Source organism: Erwinia persicina NBRC 102418 (assembly GCF_001571305.1).
GTDB classification, from domain to species: domain Bacteria; phylum Pseudomonadota; class Gammaproteobacteria; order Enterobacterales; family Enterobacteriaceae; genus Erwinia; species Erwinia persicina.
Genome location: NZ_BCTN01000001.1, coordinates 675,738 through 692,481 on the forward strand (window position 1 = coordinate 675,738; position 16,744 = coordinate 692,481).

General features: G+C 53.5%; 20 protein-coding genes. 10 read left to right on the forward strand and 10 right to left on the reverse strand.

The features are described from left to right. The first annotated feature begins 34 nt into the window (after positions 1-34). From EPE01S_RS02885 to EPE01S_RS23575, 3 genes are all read left to right on the forward strand, one after another. Complete coding sequence (locus EPE01S_RS02885) at positions 35-244, forward strand: hypothetical protein (protein ID WP_062743051.1); 210 nt, start codon at positions 35-37, stop codon at positions 242-244. 501 nt (positions 245-745) lie between these two features. Then, positions 746-1,972, forward strand: a complete 1,227-nt coding sequence (locus EPE01S_RS02890; protein ID WP_062743052.1) for an L-lactate MFS transporter — start codon at positions 746-748, stop codon at positions 1,970-1,972. A gap of 344 nt (positions 1,973-2,316) precedes the next feature. Continuing rightward, positions 2,317-2,484, forward strand: a complete 168-nt coding sequence (locus EPE01S_RS23575; RefSeq protein WP_167550576.1) for a hypothetical protein — start codon at positions 2,317-2,319, stop codon at positions 2,482-2,484. Between the two features lie 180 nt (positions 2,485-2,664). Here the strand turns inward: EPE01S_RS23575 and EPE01S_RS02895 are convergent, their stop codons facing one another. The 4 genes from EPE01S_RS02895 to EPE01S_RS02910 all read right to left on the reverse strand — a co-directional run bounded on the left by EPE01S_RS02895 (position 2,665) and on the right by EPE01S_RS02910 (position 5,310). Continuing rightward, entirely contained in the window at positions 2,665-2,946 is a 282-nt protein-coding gene (locus EPE01S_RS02895) for a putative periplasmic lipoprotein (RefSeq protein WP_062743053.1), read from the reverse strand. A gap of 257 nt (positions 2,947-3,203) precedes the next feature. Further along, the gene (locus tag EPE01S_RS02900) at positions 3,204-4,013 is read right to left on the reverse strand and encodes a hypothetical protein (RefSeq protein WP_062743054.1); all 810 of its coding nucleotides are present in this window, start codon (positions 4,011-4,013) and stop codon (positions 3,204-3,206) included. Between the two features lie 49 nt (positions 4,014-4,062). Beyond that, entirely contained in the window at positions 4,063-4,512 is a 450-nt protein-coding gene (locus EPE01S_RS02905; protein ID WP_062743055.1) for a universal stress protein, read from the reverse strand. A 12-nt stretch (positions 4,513-4,524) separates the two neighbouring features. After that, entirely contained in the window at positions 4,525-5,310 is a 786-nt protein-coding gene (locus tag EPE01S_RS02910; protein WP_062743056.1) for an IclR family transcriptional regulator, read from the reverse strand. 163 nt (positions 5,311-5,473) lie between these two features. Between EPE01S_RS02910 and EPE01S_RS02915 the strand changes: the two genes are divergently transcribed. The 3 genes from EPE01S_RS02915 to ypdK all read left to right on the forward strand — a co-directional run bounded on the left by EPE01S_RS02915 (position 5,474) and on the right by ypdK (position 8,279). Beyond that, positions 5,474-7,075, forward strand: coding sequence for an MFS transporter (locus EPE01S_RS02915; RefSeq protein WP_062743057.1), 1,602 nt, complete (start codon positions 5,474-5,476; stop codon positions 7,073-7,075). A 5-nt stretch (positions 7,076-7,080) separates the two neighbouring features. Continuing rightward, positions 7,081-8,109 (forward strand): HlyD family secretion protein, encoded by a 1,029-nt coding sequence (locus EPE01S_RS02920; protein WP_062743058.1) that lies wholly within the window; start codon positions 7,081-7,083, stop codon positions 8,107-8,109. Positions 8,110-8,207: 98 nt separating this feature from the next. Next, complete coding sequence (ypdK, locus tag EPE01S_RS23335) at positions 8,208-8,279, forward strand: membrane protein YpdK (protein ID WP_118665666.1); 72 nt, start codon at positions 8,208-8,210, stop codon at positions 8,277-8,279. Positions 8,280-8,320: 41 nt separating this feature from the next. On the opposite strand, the gene alaC is transcribed toward ypdK, so the two are convergent. Together alaC and EPE01S_RS02930 are read right to left on the reverse strand one after the other, a co-directional pair. Then, entirely contained in the window at positions 8,321-9,556 is a 1,236-nt protein-coding gene (gene alaC / locus EPE01S_RS02925) for an alanine transaminase (RefSeq protein WP_062743059.1), read from the reverse strand. A 123-nt stretch (positions 9,557-9,679) separates the two neighbouring features. Beyond that, positions 9,680-10,207: a GNAT family N-acetyltransferase gene (locus tag EPE01S_RS02930; protein WP_062743060.1), complete on the reverse strand. Its 528-nt coding sequence runs from the start codon at positions 10,205-10,207 to the stop codon at positions 9,680-9,682. Positions 10,208-10,328: 121 nt separating this feature from the next. Between EPE01S_RS02930 and EPE01S_RS02935 the strand changes: the two genes are divergently transcribed. Both EPE01S_RS02935 and EPE01S_RS02940 read left to right on the forward strand, forming a co-directional pair. Further along, positions 10,329-11,570 carry a DUF1479 domain-containing protein gene (locus tag EPE01S_RS02935; protein ID WP_062743061.1) on the forward strand — a complete coding sequence of 414 codons (1,242 nt, stop codon included), beginning with the start codon at positions 10,329-10,331 and terminating at the stop codon, positions 11,568-11,570. A 176-nt stretch (positions 11,571-11,746) separates the two neighbouring features. Next, entirely contained in the window at positions 11,747-12,259 is a 513-nt protein-coding gene (locus tag EPE01S_RS02940) for a GNAT family N-acetyltransferase (RefSeq protein WP_062743062.1), read from the forward strand. A gap of 157 nt (positions 12,260-12,416) precedes the next feature. Here EPE01S_RS02940 and EPE01S_RS02945 read toward each other — a convergent pair whose 3' ends face one another. From EPE01S_RS02945 to EPE01S_RS02955, 4 genes are all read right to left on the reverse strand, one after another. Beyond that, on the reverse strand, positions 12,417-12,746 hold the full coding sequence (locus tag EPE01S_RS02945) for an NIPSNAP family protein (protein WP_062743063.1): 330 nt from the start codon (positions 12,744-12,746) through the stop codon (positions 12,417-12,419). Positions 12,747-12,963: 217 nt separating this feature from the next. Continuing rightward, entirely contained in the window at positions 12,964-13,311 is a 348-nt protein-coding gene (locus EPE01S_RS02950; protein ID WP_062743064.1) for a low molecular weight protein tyrosine phosphatase family protein, read from the reverse strand. Continuing rightward, positions 13,283-13,534, reverse strand: coding sequence for a hypothetical protein (locus EPE01S_RS22725; RefSeq protein ID WP_072277383.1), 252 nt, complete (start codon positions 13,532-13,534; stop codon positions 13,283-13,285). The genes EPE01S_RS02950 and EPE01S_RS22725 overlap by 29 nt, the downstream gene beginning before the upstream one ends. 311 nt (positions 13,535-13,845) lie before the next feature. Beyond that, complete coding sequence (locus EPE01S_RS02955) at positions 13,846-14,973, reverse strand: FAD-dependent monooxygenase (RefSeq protein ID WP_245006720.1); 1,128 nt, start codon at positions 14,971-14,973, stop codon at positions 13,846-13,848. A gap of 100 nt (positions 14,974-15,073) precedes the next feature. On the opposite strand from EPE01S_RS02955, the gene EPE01S_RS02960 reads away from it, so the two are divergent. Both EPE01S_RS02960 and EPE01S_RS02965 read left to right on the forward strand, forming a co-directional pair. After that, positions 15,074-15,982, forward strand: a complete 909-nt coding sequence (locus EPE01S_RS02960; RefSeq protein WP_062743066.1) for a LysR family transcriptional regulator — start codon at positions 15,074-15,076, stop codon at positions 15,980-15,982. Between the two features lie 223 nt (positions 15,983-16,205). Further along, positions 16,206-16,655, forward strand: coding sequence for a GNAT family N-acetyltransferase (locus EPE01S_RS02965; RefSeq protein ID WP_062743109.1), 450 nt, complete (start codon positions 16,206-16,208; stop codon positions 16,653-16,655). The last annotated feature ends 89 nt before the right edge of the window (positions 16,656-16,744 follow it).

Consider the following 16,744-nt stretch of genomic DNA (forward strand, 5'->3'; position numbering starts at 1 on the left):
AGTATTATTGTTGACTGCTGTACCGGAGCATCCCATGCCAGATAAAGACGCCGTTGTTGAACGCCTCTCCCTTGAGGTTCTTGCCCTGAGAAATATTGTGCAGATGCTGATCGCTTACGGCAATGTGCCGACGGGCGGCAAACTGAATAAGTACCTGGAGAAAATTGCGGAAGAGGTGGAGCATCGCGACGGGCGCGAAGCAAACAAAGCCATTGCAGATGTGATCCGCGGTTATATTCGCTAGCCCCAGAATGATGCCACCCGCCTGAGATTTCCGGGTGGCACCAGCGGTTACACGACGTTGAAGACCGAGATAGCTTTCGCCAGCTGTGACGCTTCAGCATGCAGGGCGTGGGTATTTCCGCCGTCTGATGTACCAGCGCCAGGTTTTGCTGAATGCTACGCTCCATCTGTGAAACGGCCAGCGTTAGTTCAGCCATCGCCCTGCTCCCGCCTCCACTTTCAGCTGGTTTTTAACCGCGCCTTCCCGCAGACATCCGCCGCCTTATACCGCCGCCGCAAGGGTCGTTCAAAACGTCAACCCCGCTTAATAAATTGATATATATCAATAAATAAACTCACACTCTACGATCCTCTTCGCGTCTGCCAGCGGTCATTCATGTCGCCCCAGAGGCATTTCATTCCCTGGTCAGGGCAGTTCATGCCCTTTTTCCCCGCAGTAATGAAGCCCGGCTCTACTATTGGCCTAATTCAAGATCCTTAGTATTTCCACCGGGAGATTTCCATGAACGCATCAACCGCAGGTCACAGCGTTAACCGCACCCGCTGGTTAACCCTGATCGGTACAATCATCACGCAGTTTGCGCTGGGTTCGGTCTATACCTGGAGCCTGTTTAACGGGCAGCTTTCTGACAAGCTGGATACCACCATCAGCCAGGTCGCTTTTTCATTCGGATTGCTGAGTCTTGGCCTGGCGGTTGCTTCATCCGTGGCTGGGAAACTGCAGGAACGTTTTGGTGTACGCAACGTCACCATCGCCGCCGGACTGTTGATGGCGGTGGGCCTGATGATGACCTCCCAGGCGGATAACCTGTTTATGCTTTATCTGAGCGCTGGCGTACTGGTCGGGCTGGCTGATGGGGCGGGTTACCTGATGACCTTATCCAACTGTGTAAAATGGTTCCCCGAGCGCAAAGGGATGATTTCCGCCTGTGCGATTGGTGCCTATGGCCTTGGCAGCCTGGGCTTTAAGTTTATCTGTAGCTACCTGTTAAGCGTCTACAGCCTGGAAACCACCTTTATGATCTGGGGGGGACTGGCGATGAGCATGATTATCTTCGGCGCACTGCTGATGAAAGATGCGCCGGCGCAGCAGGGAACCAGCAGTCAAAGCAGCCAGAAGAGTGGCGATTACTCGCTGGCGGAATCTATGCGCCTGCCGCAGTACTGGATGCTGGCGCTGATGTTCCTGACGGCGTGTATGAGCGGTCTCTACGTGATTGGCGTAGCAAAAGACATCGGTGAGAATATGGTTCACCTGAGCGCACAGACCGCAGCCAATGCGGTGACCATTATTGCCATTGCTAACCTGAGCGGTCGTCTGATTCTGGGCGTGCTGTCTGACAAAGTCGCCCGTATCCGGGTGATTACCCTGGCGCAGATTGTCTCCCTGGCCGGAATGAGCATTCTGCTGTTCAGCTATATGAATGAAGGCAGCTTCTTTATTGCCATCGCCTGCGTGGCCTTCAGCTTCGGCGGCACCATCACCGTTTATCCGTCGCTGGTCAGTGACTTCTTTGGCCTCAATAACCTGACGAAAAACTACGGAGTGATTTATCTTGGATTCGGTATCGGCAGCGTGATGGGGTCGCTGATTGCTTCCCTGTTCGGCGGCTTCACCGTGACCTTTAGCCTGATTATGGCCCTGCTGGTTATCTCTCTGCTGATGTCAGCCACCATCCGTATGCCGCACAGAGCCGAAGAAGTGAAAAAAGCGTTGCAGCACGCCTGATAATACGGCACAACGCATCCCCCCGCAGGACGCGGATCCTGCGGGGGATTGGCTCACACCTCATCCCCCACAGAGTCACTTCACACCTTAAATGGCCACCGCATCTGCAAGATATTCTCTGGCCTTGAAAACCACTTTATGAGCCCCCACTTCTGATTTAAGATGATTCTCATCAACGATGTTAGTTTTTCATCATTATCTTATTTAATTAAAATCTGCAGGGTTTGAATATTTGCAAACGGAATTATTTTGAAATATTTTTTCTAATAACTCTACATTCACGGCATCATTCCTCCACTTTTCTTGCGTAACGTTGTAGTCATAGAAAAGGGCAGGAGAGAAAGATGAAAACAATAATGAAAGCGATCTCTGTCATGGCACTGATTGTTATGTTGAGCGGTTGTATTATTGCGCCTCCCCATCATCATGGCGGTGACGGCGGATATCACGGCGGCCGTGACGGTTATTATGGCGGCTATCATCATGGCGGTGGGCCACGGCGCGGCTGGTAACGTATTCGGTGAATATTCACCGATAGGCCTGGAATCCTGTCGTCGGGTTGACACCTCTTTACTGGCGTCATCACGCAACAGGATTCGGGGCTGGGCGGGCAAAGCCTGCACACAGCAATATAAAAAGAACCATTAAGTAGTAAAAAAATTGGGCGGGGATTTCCCCGCCCTTCTTTTTATTTAACTTTTAATACTGTAGTTACACTGATACCAGGCTTTCATCAGGCCGGGAACATGACTTTCCTGTGGGCTTAACGCTTCCACTTTATCAAAGCCACGCTCAGTACAATATCGTTCAACATCTTTTTCCATCGCCGTTTTGTCGACGTTAACGGGGTTAAAACGATACTGAACGGTATTCACTGCCGGATCTTCATCCACCTTTTCAAAGGCCCCAGGTTTGCCGGAAGTACAGCCTGCCAGCAGTAACAGCGCAAAGACGCCGGATAGTTTCTTTTTCATTATGACTCCCCTCTACGAGTGCCGCATCATAGCAATCTCCCCCCCTGCGGCTATCAGACTCAGGCGCATTTGCAAAATTTTACTTAGGTTATGCAATGTTTTGCCGATTGAATCGATTCAGGAGAGTGAATGGCCTTCAGGCGATATCGGTGCCAATATGGCCCCAGACATTAGAAGATGTCTGCGCAACACCAGGTACTTATTAACTATAATTAGAACGTTTTTTATGCCCGCGGCGAGCGGGCTTTTTTTTGGAACTAATTACCTGTTCCACTAATAATTATACGTAAAACGTTAGCTGAATCTTTACCCGGAAGTGCCAGAACGGATTGATAAAGATCTATCGTCATATCACAGAGTTTGCCTTCATCTACCCCAGGTTCAGCCGGTGTATTCAGCGTTTGCAGGTCACTGCCCCAGCGGTCATAGAGCCCGCGCACCACACTTTGTAGATGCACCCGCCCCTGTTTTAAATCCACAGACTGTTCTGCCCCCCGGCTGTGTTGCAGCAGGACGTCCATCGACTGCAGTTCTCTGTCGGTGACGGCTTTAGGCAACAGCTCACTAACGTTAACGCCCCCTTTCACCTGGGGAAACAGGAAGCGGAAGCACTGTCCGGTACTGTGCTGGCGGATCTGCTTCATTTGCTCAAGCGAGGCCTGCATATAGTCGACCAGATCTTCATCACGGGCCGCATTAATGCGTTGATTAAGCAGGTCAGCCACCAGAGGGCGCAGGCTGTCAATCGCCTGCTGCGGTGGCATTCCGGCACGGAGATGCGTTATCAGTTCATCATAGGCCTGCTGGTAGAGTGCAGGCTGCTGGACTTTTACCGTGCGCCAGACCGGCAGTGTGGCCAGGCGGGCCGCCGAGGCATCAATCGCGGCCTGTTTCTGTTGTTCCGGGTTCACCCAGCCGAAATAGTAAACATTGCCCGCCAGCAGCGGAAGTACAAACAGCAGTATCGCCGCCACGGGTCTGAGTTTTTGACGCTGGCGCAGGCCACCGATAATAACCAGCCAGACCAGAGCGGAGAACAGCGAGGCAAGAATAGCGTGAGAAGTCAAAGCAGGATCCTGAGATGATCAGGCCAGGTCACCGGCCTGTGAAAAGATGTTAGTCAGCGCGCACGTCCACTAACACCGGACAGCTGGCACGTTCAATCACTGCCGCACTGCACGAACCTTTCAGCAGGCGGTTAAAAGAGGAGAGATGGCGACGCCCCATGATAATCATCGCCGCCTGAAGGCGGTTTGATTCGGCCACGATGGTTTCTGCCGATTCCCCGGCGACCACTCTGCCCCGCGCCACCACGCCGGCCCGGTGCAGTTCCGCCAGCGCCTGGCGTACCACCGCTTCGGCAGTGTTTTGCTCGTCCAGCGCCAGGCCAAAATCACCAGGGTCTTCACCCGCCTCAATATCAAACGGGCCCGAGTCTGCGTAGCTGGCATCCACACAGCACACCACCACGACTTCAGCCTGTAAGGCCAGCGCCTGTTCGCTCGCCAGTGAAACAACTTTGCGGGCGATGACTGAATTATCTACAGCCACTAAAAGTGTTTTCATCGTCTTCTCCTGTCAGTCCCGTAAGGCAGCTTTACCAATTTCATCGATTAATGCCTCTTTACACCGGAGGATCGCCTCCCGGTTACGCGCCTCATGCCGCTGAAAGCGGGCGCCAGGAATTAACAGACTGATGGAAAAGCGTCCCAGAATAGTGTCGATCGCCACCGCCATGGTGGAGATCCCTTCCAGTGTTTCTCCCCGGTCATAAGCCAGACCGGTACGGCGAATTTCAGTCAGGTGCGCCAGCAGCGCAGGGAAGTCGCGCACGGTCAGTTCAGTGATGGCCTGAAATGCCTCCCCGACCCGCTCTCTGGCTGTCTCATCGCTGTCCAGCGCCAGCAGCGCGCGGCCACCGGACGTGCTGTAAAGCGGCAGGTTCATGCCGATGCGCGGCACAACCCGCAGTTCCCGGTCTGCCACCACATAGTGAACAATGGCCAGCTGCAGGCCGCTGGCGCGCGCTAGGGAAACTGTTTCTCCCGTCTGGTCGCACAGTGCCTGAAGCCAGGGCTGGGCGATCGCCACCACGTCAGTATGAACATTGGCGATCAGTCGCAGCAGAGCCGGCCCGAGGCGCACGCCTGCCGCCGCACCGTGGCTGCGTACCAGTTGAACCGAGTCAAGCGCAGCGACAATTCGCTGTACGGTGGAACGCGGCAGATCGACCGCCTGGGCAATTTCGCCCAGGCTCATCCCGTCCGGTTTCGCCCCCAGCGCGTCAAGAATTTTCGCCGCGCGGGTGATCACCTGAATACCGCCGGAACGCTCGTCATCGCGGCAGCCTGAAGACTCAAACATAGGGATTCTTTTCCTTGTTACCGGCCATTACTGTAGCACTGAATGTCTCACTGGATACAGTGTACCGCATTGCAATACATCGCATCACCCTGTAATATTCCGCACAATGTATCACGATGCAATACAGTGCATCGATAATAAAAATAGCGTTGGAGTCCCTGCAATGAATGGCCAGCCTGCGGCAATGCCGCCTCCGCACCCTTTCACCCTGCGCCTGGCGCTGGGTCTGGTGGGTGTGTTGATTGCCGCACTCAGCTCCGGCCTCAACGATCGGGTGACGGACCTCGCCCTGGCCGATATCCGTGCCGCGCTGGGCATCGATTTTGATACGGGCAGTTGGATCACCTCCGCCTATCAGGCAGCGGAAGTGGCTGCCATGATGGTGGCCCCCTGGTTTGCGGTCACTTTTTCCCTGCGTCGTTTTACGCTGGCTGCCACGCTGGGTTTCTGCCTGATGGCGGCGATCCAGCCGCTGGTGATAAATACGTCAGGCTTTATCGCGCTCCGGGTGATCCAGGGGATCTTTGGCGGCGCCCTCCCCCCCATGCTGATGACGGTTGCCCTGCGCTTCCTGCCGCCCGGCATTAAACTTTACGGCCTGGCGGCGTATGCCATGACGGCGACCTTCGGCCCCAATATGGCGGCCTCGCTTGCCGCCTTCTGGACCGATTCTGTTGGCTGGCAGTTTACCTTCTGGCAGGTGATCCCACCCTGTCTGATCGCCGCCCTGCTGATTGGCTGGGGGCTGCCGCAGGATCCGCTACGGCTGGAGCGGTTTCGCCAGATTGATGCGCCGGGAATGCTCACCGGCTGTAGCGGCATCGCCCTGCTGATACTGGCGCTGACCCAGGGAGAACGACTTGACTGGTTCCAGTCCCCGCTGATTAGCGGCATGTTACTGAGCGCCGCAGCGTTGCTGCTGGTGTTCCTGATCAACGAGTGGTATCACCCGCTGCCGCTGTTCCGGCTGCAAATGCTGCAGCGCAGAAATCTGACCCACGGTCTGCTGGTTCTGGCGGGCGTACTGATGGTGGGGCTGTCGGGTTCGGCCCTGCCCTCGGCCTATTTTGCTCAGATTGACGGCTTTCGCACCGCACAGTTTGCCCCCATGGCGCTGACCATTGGTCTGCCTCAGCTGCTGATTGCGCCGCTGCTGGCTGCGTTGCTTAATCTGCGCTGGATTGACTGCCGCTGGATGCTGACCGCCGGTGCCGGCATGCTGATCCTTTCCTGCCTGATGGGAATGCAGATCACCAGCGAGTGGGCGCGGCAGAATTTCTGGGCTATTCAGGTTTTACAGGCGTTTGGCCAGCCGATGATGATCCTGCCGGTACTGATGAGTGCCACCAGCGTGGTGATGCCGCCCGAGGGGCCCTTTGCCTCGGCGATGTTCAATACCGTGCGCGGCTTTTCCAGCGTGGCCGCCGGCGTGCTGGTAGAGAATTTCCTCACCCACCGCGAGAAGTTCCACTCCCATACTCTGGTCGATCAGTTGGGTAACCGGCCATGGCTGATGACTGCCGCGCAGAGTGACACTGCCAGCAGCCTGACGCCGCTGCTGCCGGACGGTTCAGTCAGTTCTGTTGAAAACCTCAGCCATTTCAGCACGCTGCTCAGGCACCAGGCGGTGATCCTCAGCATCAGTGACGCCTACCTGCTGATTACGGGCTTTGCGCTGATCCTGATCCTGCTGACCGCCTGGCTGCCCAAACGGGTATGGCCGCCACAAACCTTATTCACGTCCGTTCCGCCAACATCGAGATAACGATCATGAGCTTCACACCTGCTAAACGTACCGCTTTGCTGGCAGCCCTGTTGCTGATACTGCTGACCATTGCTTTCTTTATCTGGTCCGCCATCAACCGCCATCAGTTGCGCACCGATGATGCGGTGGTCACCGCTGACTACACGCTGGTGGCACCCAAAGTCTCCGGCTATATCCGCACGGTTAACGTCGCTGATAACCAGCAGGTCACCGCCGGGGAGGTACTGGCGACCATCGACGATCGTGACTACCGCGTTGCGCTGGAAACCGCCAGAGCTAATCTGCAGGTCAGCGAGGCGAAACAGGCCAGCATTCAGGCCCAGCTGGAGCAGCAGAAAGCGACTATCGCTCAGGCTGACGCCGCCGTCAGCGCCAGCCAGGCCACGCTGAATTACGCCGGGCAGAATGCGGATCGTTACCGCCGCCTGCTGAAAAGCGGTACGGCGACCGCCGATGAACAGCAAAAATCCAGCGCCACCATGTTGAGCGCCGCTGCTGAAGTGAAGCAGAGTCAGGCCGCTGTACTGGCCGCGCATAAAGAGGTCGCGGTACTGCAGGCCAGCCTGAAACAGGCACAGGCAGACAGCAGCGCCATGCAGGCCAGTGTCGATCAGGCACTGCTCAACCTCTCCTATACACGCATCACCGCCCCTATTTCCGGCAGTGTCGGCCAGCGTGCGGTGCGGCAGGGAGCATGGGTTTCAGCGGGAACGCGTCTGCTTGCTGTCGTGCCGCTTAAACAGAGCTATGTGGTGGCTAATTTTCTGGAAACCCAACTGGCCAATGTCACCGCAGGGCAACCGGTTTCTTTGACGGTTGATGCACTTCCCGGCGTGACGCTGCGCGGTCACGTTGACAGTATTGCCCCGGCAACGGGTTCCACCTTTGCCGCCATTACCGCGGACAACGCGACCGGGAACTACACCAAAGTCGTGCAGCGCCTGCCGGTGAAAATTGTGCTGGAACCGGGTCAGTCGGCTCTGGATCGGCTGCGCGTGGGCATGTCCGTCGTGCCGGAACTGGAAAGGCAATAATGTGAGAAAGGTCTCATAACAATGGTCTTTATTTTGCTGAGTAATACGGGTAAATTAGCCCGGATCCGGCCCATATTGGGTGCTCAGAGGACTTTTTCGTGAAATATGCTTTGATGGGGATCTCTTTTATCCTGTTGCTCTGGCTTGGCACCTTCTATCTGATGCTGTAAGGATAAAAGTGAAGGGTCAGGACAACCTGACCCTGACTGTTTTAAACGTCGTCTTCGCTGTTTTTGCTGGCGCTCGCCAGGATACCCTCTGCACGGAACATCGCTTTAATCCCTCTTACCGCCTGGCGGATGCGATCGCTGTTTTCTATCAGCGCAAAGCGCACGTGCGTATCACCATAGTCACCAAAGCCGATACCCGGTGAGACACAGACTTTTGCTTCCTGCAGCAGCAGTTTGGCAAACTCCAGCGACCCGAGGTGCGCATAGTGATCGGGAATTTTCGCCCAGACGTACATCGAGGCTTTCGGGTTATCCACCATCCAGCCCGCCTCGTGCAGGCCTTTTACCAGCACATCACGACGGCGTTTATACTGTTCGGCAATATCCCGTACGCACTGCTGATCCCCTTCCAGCGCGGCAATCGCCGCTACCTGCAGCGGCGTAAAGGTGCCGTAATCGTGATAGCTTTTAATACGCGCCAGCGCTGAAACCAGCTCTTTGTTACCCACCATAAAGCCGATGCGCCAGCCCGCCATATTGTAACTTTTTGACAGCGTAAAGAACTCTACCGCCACGTCACGTGCGCCTGGTACCTCCATAATCGACGGGGCCTTCCAGCCGTCGTAGACAATGTCGGCATAGGCCAGGTCGTGGATCACCAGCACGTTGTACTGTTTCGCCAGGGCAATCACCCGCTCAAAAAAGTCCAGCTCCACGCACTGCGCGGTCGGGTTCGACGGAAAGCCGAGGATCATCATTTTCGGCTTGGGGTAGCTTTCACGAATGGCGCGTTCCAGTTCATTAAAGAAGTCCACGCCGGCCACCAGCGGCACGGAGCGCACCTGTGCGCCGGCGATCACCGCCCCATAGATATGAATGGGATAGCTGGGATTGGGCACCAGTACGGTATCACCATGATCGAGCGTTGCCAGCATCAGATGGGCCAGCCCCTCTTTCGAGCCGATGGTGACAATGGCTTCTGATTCCGGGTCAATATCCACCTGGTAGCGGTCGGCATACCAGCGTGAAATGGCACGGCGCAGGCGGGGGATCCCGCGCGAGGTGGAGTAACCGTGCGTGTCTTCACGCCGGGCCACGGTACAGAGTTTTTCAACGATATGCGGCGGCGTCGGGCCGTCGGGGTTTCCCATACTGAAGTCGATAATATCTTCACCGCGACGGCGGGCAGCCATCTTCAGTTCGGAAGTGATGTTAAATACATACGGAGGAAGACGTTCAATACGGGAAAAACGGCGAGGGGAACTGTTGTCAGCCATAGCATAGCATCCTTGGATTCACGTAAGCGCCCGGACCATCCGAGCGACGCTGACCACTGTGGTGGTCGTTGAATCAACATATCTTACAATTCTGTAACCTGTCGAGAGGCAGGATAAAATTTTTTATCCGGCGGGATTGAGGCGGCCAAACAGCCAGTCATTCACCCACTGGCCGCGTAACAGGTAATTATCCCGCAGCGTCCCTTCCAGCAAAAAGCCGTTTTTTTCCAGCACCCGTCGCGAGGCATGATTACCCTCCACGACCTGAGCTTTGAGTTTATGGAACTCACACTCGTGGAATAAAAAATCACACAGCGCACCCAACGCCTCGCTGCCATAGCCCTGACCGAAACAGTCGCTGAACAGCGAATACCCTACTTCAGCCTGCCGGTGCGGGGCCCACTCGGGATTGGCACCCATCAGCCCGACCACGCGCCCACTCTCTTTCAGCCGCACCACCAGGCACAGCATGTGAAAGCTGGTGACCTGCCAGGGGGCCAGACGGTCCTGAAAACGCTGACGAATATCGGCAAGCTGCGGCACCGCGCTGATAAATTTCATGCAGGTTTCATCGCTGTGGATCTTGAGGAAAAGCTGCCAGTCTTCAGGCTGTAATCGGGTCAGAATCAGTCGCTCAGTCGTGAGTTGCATACATCGTCTCGCTAAAAGGGGAAAAACCACAAAAAACACATCTCTTTTCTCTGCCGCTTTTTCGCCGTGTAATGATCCGCAGCTTCACACCATGATAATGAATTTGTCACAGGAGAACGACATGACTGACCTCAAAATTGACAATATTCCTGACGCCATTCGCCACGTTAAAATGCAGCTCCGCCAACAGCTTCCGCACTACCGCCAGGTATTTGCCGAACTCGACAAGGAGATGCGCCGCCAGATTGATGTGCTTCACGCGGAGCAGCAACGCGGGGAGCATCCGGTGCCGCAGCTGGATGCCGACGATATTTTTCACCACCGCATCACCGAGAGCCAAAAAAACCAGATCCGCCAGCGCGGCTGCTGCACGGTTCGCGGGGTTTTCCCCGTTCCGCAGGCCCGCGCGTGGAACGAAGAGATGAGCCACTATCTTGACGATAATCAGTTCGTTGAGAAACTCAAAAATGCCGCCGAAGATAACTATTTCGGTGACCTGAAGCAGGGAAAACCGCAGATCTACGGCGTGTACTGGTCACAGCCCCAGGTTCAGGCGCGGCAGGATGCACGCATGCAGGCGGTTCAGGTCTTTCTGAATTCGCTCTGGCAGACCGAAAGCCAGGGCAGACAGCACTTTGATCCCACCCGCATCGTCAGCTATGCCGACCGCATTCGCCGCCGCCCGCCACATTCCGGTTCACTGGGCCTGTCGCCGCACGTTGACGGCGGATCGCTGGAACGCTGGCTGGATGAAAACTTCCGCCACGTATACCGCCACGTCTTCAGCGGCGACTGGCAGCATTATAATCCGTTCGATGCCGAAGGCCGGACGGAAGTGCGCGAGTTCGCCTCACCCGCCGTCTGCTCAATGTTCCGCACGTTTCAGGGCTGGACCGCCCTGACGCCGCAGCGCCGGCACGGCGGCACCCTGAAACTGCTACCGGTGGCTAACGCCATGGCGTGGATATTACTGCGTGCCCTGCAGGATGACGTAGCAGAAGATGACCTGTGCGGCGCGGCTCCGGGCCGGGCGCTGTCGGTCAGTGAAAAATTCCATCCTCTTTTACTTGAAGGTTTTTCCTCTATTCCGGATATGGAGCCTGGCGACACGGTGTTCTGGCACTGCGACGTGGTCCATGCCGTGGAAAATGAGCATCACGGCGAATTTGACAGCAATGTGATGTACATTGCGGCAGCGCCCTGGTGTGAGAAGAACGCCGCCTATCTGCAGCGCCAGTGGCCGGCATTTGTCGACGGCCGTTCACCCCCGGACTTCGCCGCCGATGATTTTGAGGTGGATTTTGCCGGACGCGCCACGGAGGCGGATTTAACCGGAACGGGGAAAAAACAGATGCACGTCTGATCCTGCCAGCGGTTCCGGTCGGTGCGCACTGTTCCCTGCTTTGTGCCGACCGGGTTAGCGTTTAGATCTCCTGACTGACCGCATGGGGAGCGGATTTGTTTGCACCCTGAATTTTTTCGTTTACTGTGGCAGATTACTTTCCCCCTCTGATATCGACTGACAATGGCAAACACGCTATGACGTTTATTCTGCGAGATGCGAAACAATCCGAAGCCGCCCTTCTCAATCAGTTAGGCATCCGTTTATATACGCACCATTTGCAACATTACTGGGATTCAAAAGAAGAAATGAATGAATACCTTCAGCAGGAGTATTCGTTACATACGATTCAGCATAGCCTCAACGATCCCGCCGTCAGTTGGTATATTGTGGAGTCTTCAAAACCGGTCGGCTTCTTAAAAGTCACATGGCGATGTCATATCCCCGGAACCCGTCAGGAGGGAACGCTGCTGAACAAACTTTACCTCTCGCCGGATGAAACGGGGAAAAACTATGGCAGGCAGATCCTTGATGACATCGCTGAAAAAGCGAGAGAGCGCGGCAATGATTATCTCTGGTTAGAAGTTCACGAACATAACAAACGTGCGCGTCAATTCTATGAAAAACAGGGGATGGTGTTCATTCAGGATTTTTTCCATAAAACCTCCACATCTGATGTAAAGGTTCATATCCTCGGTAAAAATCTTTGAACACGATTGATGCTGATATTGAGCAGGTAACCTTACCTGATGGTCCCCCACAATCGTATTCCCCTGGCTACCCTGTGCCATAATGGAACTTAATGAAGCAAGGCTGGCATGCGTACGCCGCCTGCTTCCTCAGACATCACTTATTCTTAAAAGTGATTCAGCTGGATCGTAAATTATCAATCGCATTATTGCTAAGCATGAGCACTGATTTAACGCTGACCCTTATTCTATCGATAATGGCCTGCCGGGGGCCAAGACGCCACTCTTCACTATTATAGAAAGATTCCTGAGATGATTTCAGCTGGGAGAGGCTGTCATAAGCCCTGATCAGATAGTAAGCGTCGTCGTCGTGGGCTGATATACCAAAAGAAATAATATCCATACCCGCTAAACGGTGAAGCGGAGCGCTCTGCTCCGTCATTATCCTGTGGAAGTCTTTCCCGGTGCCGGGTTTTAGGGTATACAGCAAAAACTCGACTGTTCTCATCGTCGCTATCCTGTTGATTTTTTTTAAAATAATAGTGACATTTCGCCCTGGAAACATGAAATCTGTCAGAACTGGCGGAGCGTCCTGATAGACACCCGGTCTTTCTTCGCTATGCTGTTTCCGAGTAGCTCCCGAGTGCCAGTAGGGAGATTGATCACCCTATGGCTGGCGCGAAAACAGACCATCAGGGGACGTTAATGGTAGGCTGAACAAAGGGTTAATGGCTATCCGTTCCCTGAACGGTGAGTTTCAGCATTGCCGGCACGGTCTCTTTCAGTATGGCTACCAGCCTGGGATCCATAAAGAGGTAATCGTCGGGGATATCCAGGATGTGCAGTGGCTTAAAAGCAATGATTCGGCCATATTCTGCCACCAGACGATTTTTATGCTTCTCTTCCATAACGCAGATAATATCGGCCCACTGAAGCAGATCAGCAGACACCTTTTTTTTAGCATTCCGGCTTGTGCCCGCAGAACGCACGGAAAGGGTTGGATGACGGCGGAACACCTGTTCCGCCGTGGGGCTGCGCCATTGATTACGACTGCATATAAAAAGTATATTCATCAGAAACCTGGTACTCTTCCAGACCTCGTGAGGCAAGCTGTTGGTTAGTAATACGTGGATACTCAAGCCCCAGTTGTGCGGCACGCAGCAATTTATCTGACCGCGTATAAAGCATCTTCCAGTTTTTTTCGCCACGAAAAGTTAATAAAGCATTGTGAATATCTCGAGACTTATTGCGTTGCTTTTGCGACTTGCGCCAGCCTCGGGTACGGATCGTTTGCATAATTTCTCTCTCAAAGAATGATCGGGGTTAGCAGCCGCGATAATACGGAGAGAACAAACTCAGTAATTATAACGTTTTCAGGGACAATAGGCACCCCGATTAGTGGTTGAGAGTGTTTAACTTTCTTATCTGATGAGAAGCTTGTCCCTCTTCAGCCTTGCTGCGGCATCCAGTCAGGTACAAATGTTATTCTCATTAATACCTGACATTAACTTCAGCGGTGTGTCAGAAGCGGACGTTATCAGGTAATAACATCGCACCAGTCAGTATTCATCTGACAGACAGTCATACCGCATTCTTATCACCTGGTTTCAGAAGGCTACATGCTTTAAACCCTGCATCCAGAACCGACTGAGTTCTGCTGCGGAAATAGTGGATGCAGGTAGCAGTGGTTCAGGCTGCTCAGAAAAAATTTTTTTAGCGAATTGTCTTCCAACCCACTGCGCTGCTGAGGTTTTGATATGTCTCTGTTGGTAAAAGCCTTGCAGAGCCATTTCCAAATCATCTGTCTCCTTCAGTAAACAAGTCAGGTGCCATGCATCTTCCAGCGCCTGACAGGCTCCCTGCCCGGAGGTCGGCAAGGAAGCATGAGCCGCATCCCCGATGATTACAACATTGTCTTGATGCCAAAAGGGAAGAGGATCAATGTCATGCACGAAAATGCCCTTAACAGATGCACTATCACATGACAGCAACAAGTTCTGCACAGGATCAGGCCAGTCTCGAAAATGCTGATGCAACTCATTGTACCAATGTGCCCGAGGACGTTCATTGTCCACAGGAGCGTTCCACGCTCCTGCCCAATAGCACAACCGGTCCTTCACCGGGACGATACCAAAACGCTCACCCTGCCCGCGAAAGTCATCAATAGCGTTGTTCGATGCACCCTCTTGTTGCCTTCCCACTCCTATTACGTTCACGAAACCATGATAACGAGGCGTTTCTTTGTCCCCATGTAATGACTGACGAACGACTGAATTCATTCGCCCGTCAGCGCCGACGACTAAATCAAACGCCAGGCTCAACTTCCTGACGTCCGCAGTAGTGACTGAACAATTGAATTTAATCTCCCTGCCCAGGCTCTCTAACCTGGCGGCCAGTAAGTGCATCAGTTCACGCCGTAACACGGTCACACTCGGAAAACCGCAAAGTGAATTCACTGCTAAAATATCGAACTGCGTCTGAAGGTAACCATTCCGATCAAACTGCCGCATCATGAACGGTGTACCACCTACATGCTTGACCTTTTCGTCCAGCCCCATCTTCTGCATGACGAACATGGCATTGGGCCATAAAGTTACGCCAGCTCCCATGTAAGAGACGTTGCTGCCACGCTCAAACAGGCTAACCTGATGGCCCTGTTGGGTCGCGAGTATTGCAAGTGCCATTCCAGCAACGCCGGCACCTACGATGGCAATTTTCTTAGGCCTGGTCATCATTATTTTCCTGTTATGAAACTTAACGAAAATTGTAATGACCACCTGATTAATGATAAATATAGAGTTATAGCTTTGTTAATCTCATTTTTTGGGATAATTAATGATTGAAAAATGTGAATTGCAGTGGCTTATCAGCTTTCAGGTGGTTTATGAAAAGCTGAGTTTTAAGCTCGCGTCAGAGCAGCTTCAGTTGCCATCGTCCAATGTCAGTAGACATGTCGCTTTACTTGAACAGCAACTTCATCTGCGGCTACTGGAGCGTACGACGCGTAAGATAATGCCAACCGCAGCCGGTAGAATGCTGTATCAATCCATTACGCCGCTCACGCACGCTTTGGATCATGCACTGCAAGAAGTCGCACTGTTTGGTGATTCACTATCAGGTCACCTGAAGATCATTACACCAGACCTTCCATTCATGGCAGATATTCTGGCTGACTTCTGCATCAAGCATCCACACATACAGCTCAGTTGTGACACACAATTGGATCCAACAGAGGGCCTACTGGATGGATTCGATCTGATATTACGCTTTGGACGTGGACCACTGGAAGATTCTTGCTGGGTAGCCAGGGAAATTCTGCGTTGGCCGAGTGGTGTGGTAGCTGCACCAGAACTTCTGGAACGTCACCCCTCACCACAATCGGTGGATGAGCTCACCAAAACCCCCTGCATTACGAGTATGTCGGTACTCCAGGGAATGCCCTGGAGATTTAAACAAAACCAAAGCGTCCAGGTACAGTCCAGCTATAAGGTGAACAGTGGACAGATGGCCAAGGCCGCTGCACTAAAAGGACTTGGTTTCGCCATTTTGCCTCTCCATGCCTGTGAATCAGAAATCAATAACGGCTCCCTTGTTAAAATTAACTGTAACCGCGAACCCGAAGATTTGGTGCTGTACGCGCTCTATTCCGGCAGAAAATACCTACAGGTGAAAGTGAAGGCGTTTCTGGAACACCTGCAAGAGGCTATTGCTCAATTAGATATACGCGGTAAGAAAGGAACATGAATGGCTCAGCAATCCAGTATCCTGGACGAAGTGAAAAGTAACGCCGCTTCTGACGGATCGGCGAAGCTAACCCGGCAGCCGGGCCGGAATGCTTAGAACTGCTATGTAAGAGCAACTTGCCCCGGCCTTGGCGTGTAGTTAGCTGAAAGGAGTAAATATGGAAATAACGGTAGAACGGTGTCCGCCAGATGAATGGGAATCCATGGTGAAAATTTTTACCGAAATGGAAGAGCACTATTATGGCAAGGGCATCATTCAGGAATCACTGTTAAAGAATTACCTCCGCAATCGACTGTTCAGTCAGCTCTCCGGGACTCTGGTACTCAGGGCTCGCTGCGATGCTCATATCGTTGGGCTGGCGTGCTGCAGTCTTCTCTACCCTTCTCCCCGATACAGCGGTCAGCTGCACATTAAAGAGCTGTATGTCTCTCAGAACAACAGAGGTCAAGGCACAGGGAAATCCATCATGTGCTTTGTTGCGAAACTCGCTCTTGAACAGGAGTGTCTTAGCCTCAGTTGGAACGCCGAGAAATCAAACCCCGGAGCAAATCGTTTTTATCAGTCTTTAGGGGGCAGAATAAATGACGGTATTGTGAATTATTATCTTCAGGGTGAACTCCTGCGTAAGCTGGCTTCCGGCAGTACGGCAGAAACTGGCGGCTCTACTGGTTAGGCTGCCGCGCTGACGATTCGACTTGCGGTGAAACCTGCAGGGTGTTGATGTCGTGTCCACTCAGTGCCAGAAGCGGACTTTGGCATTTT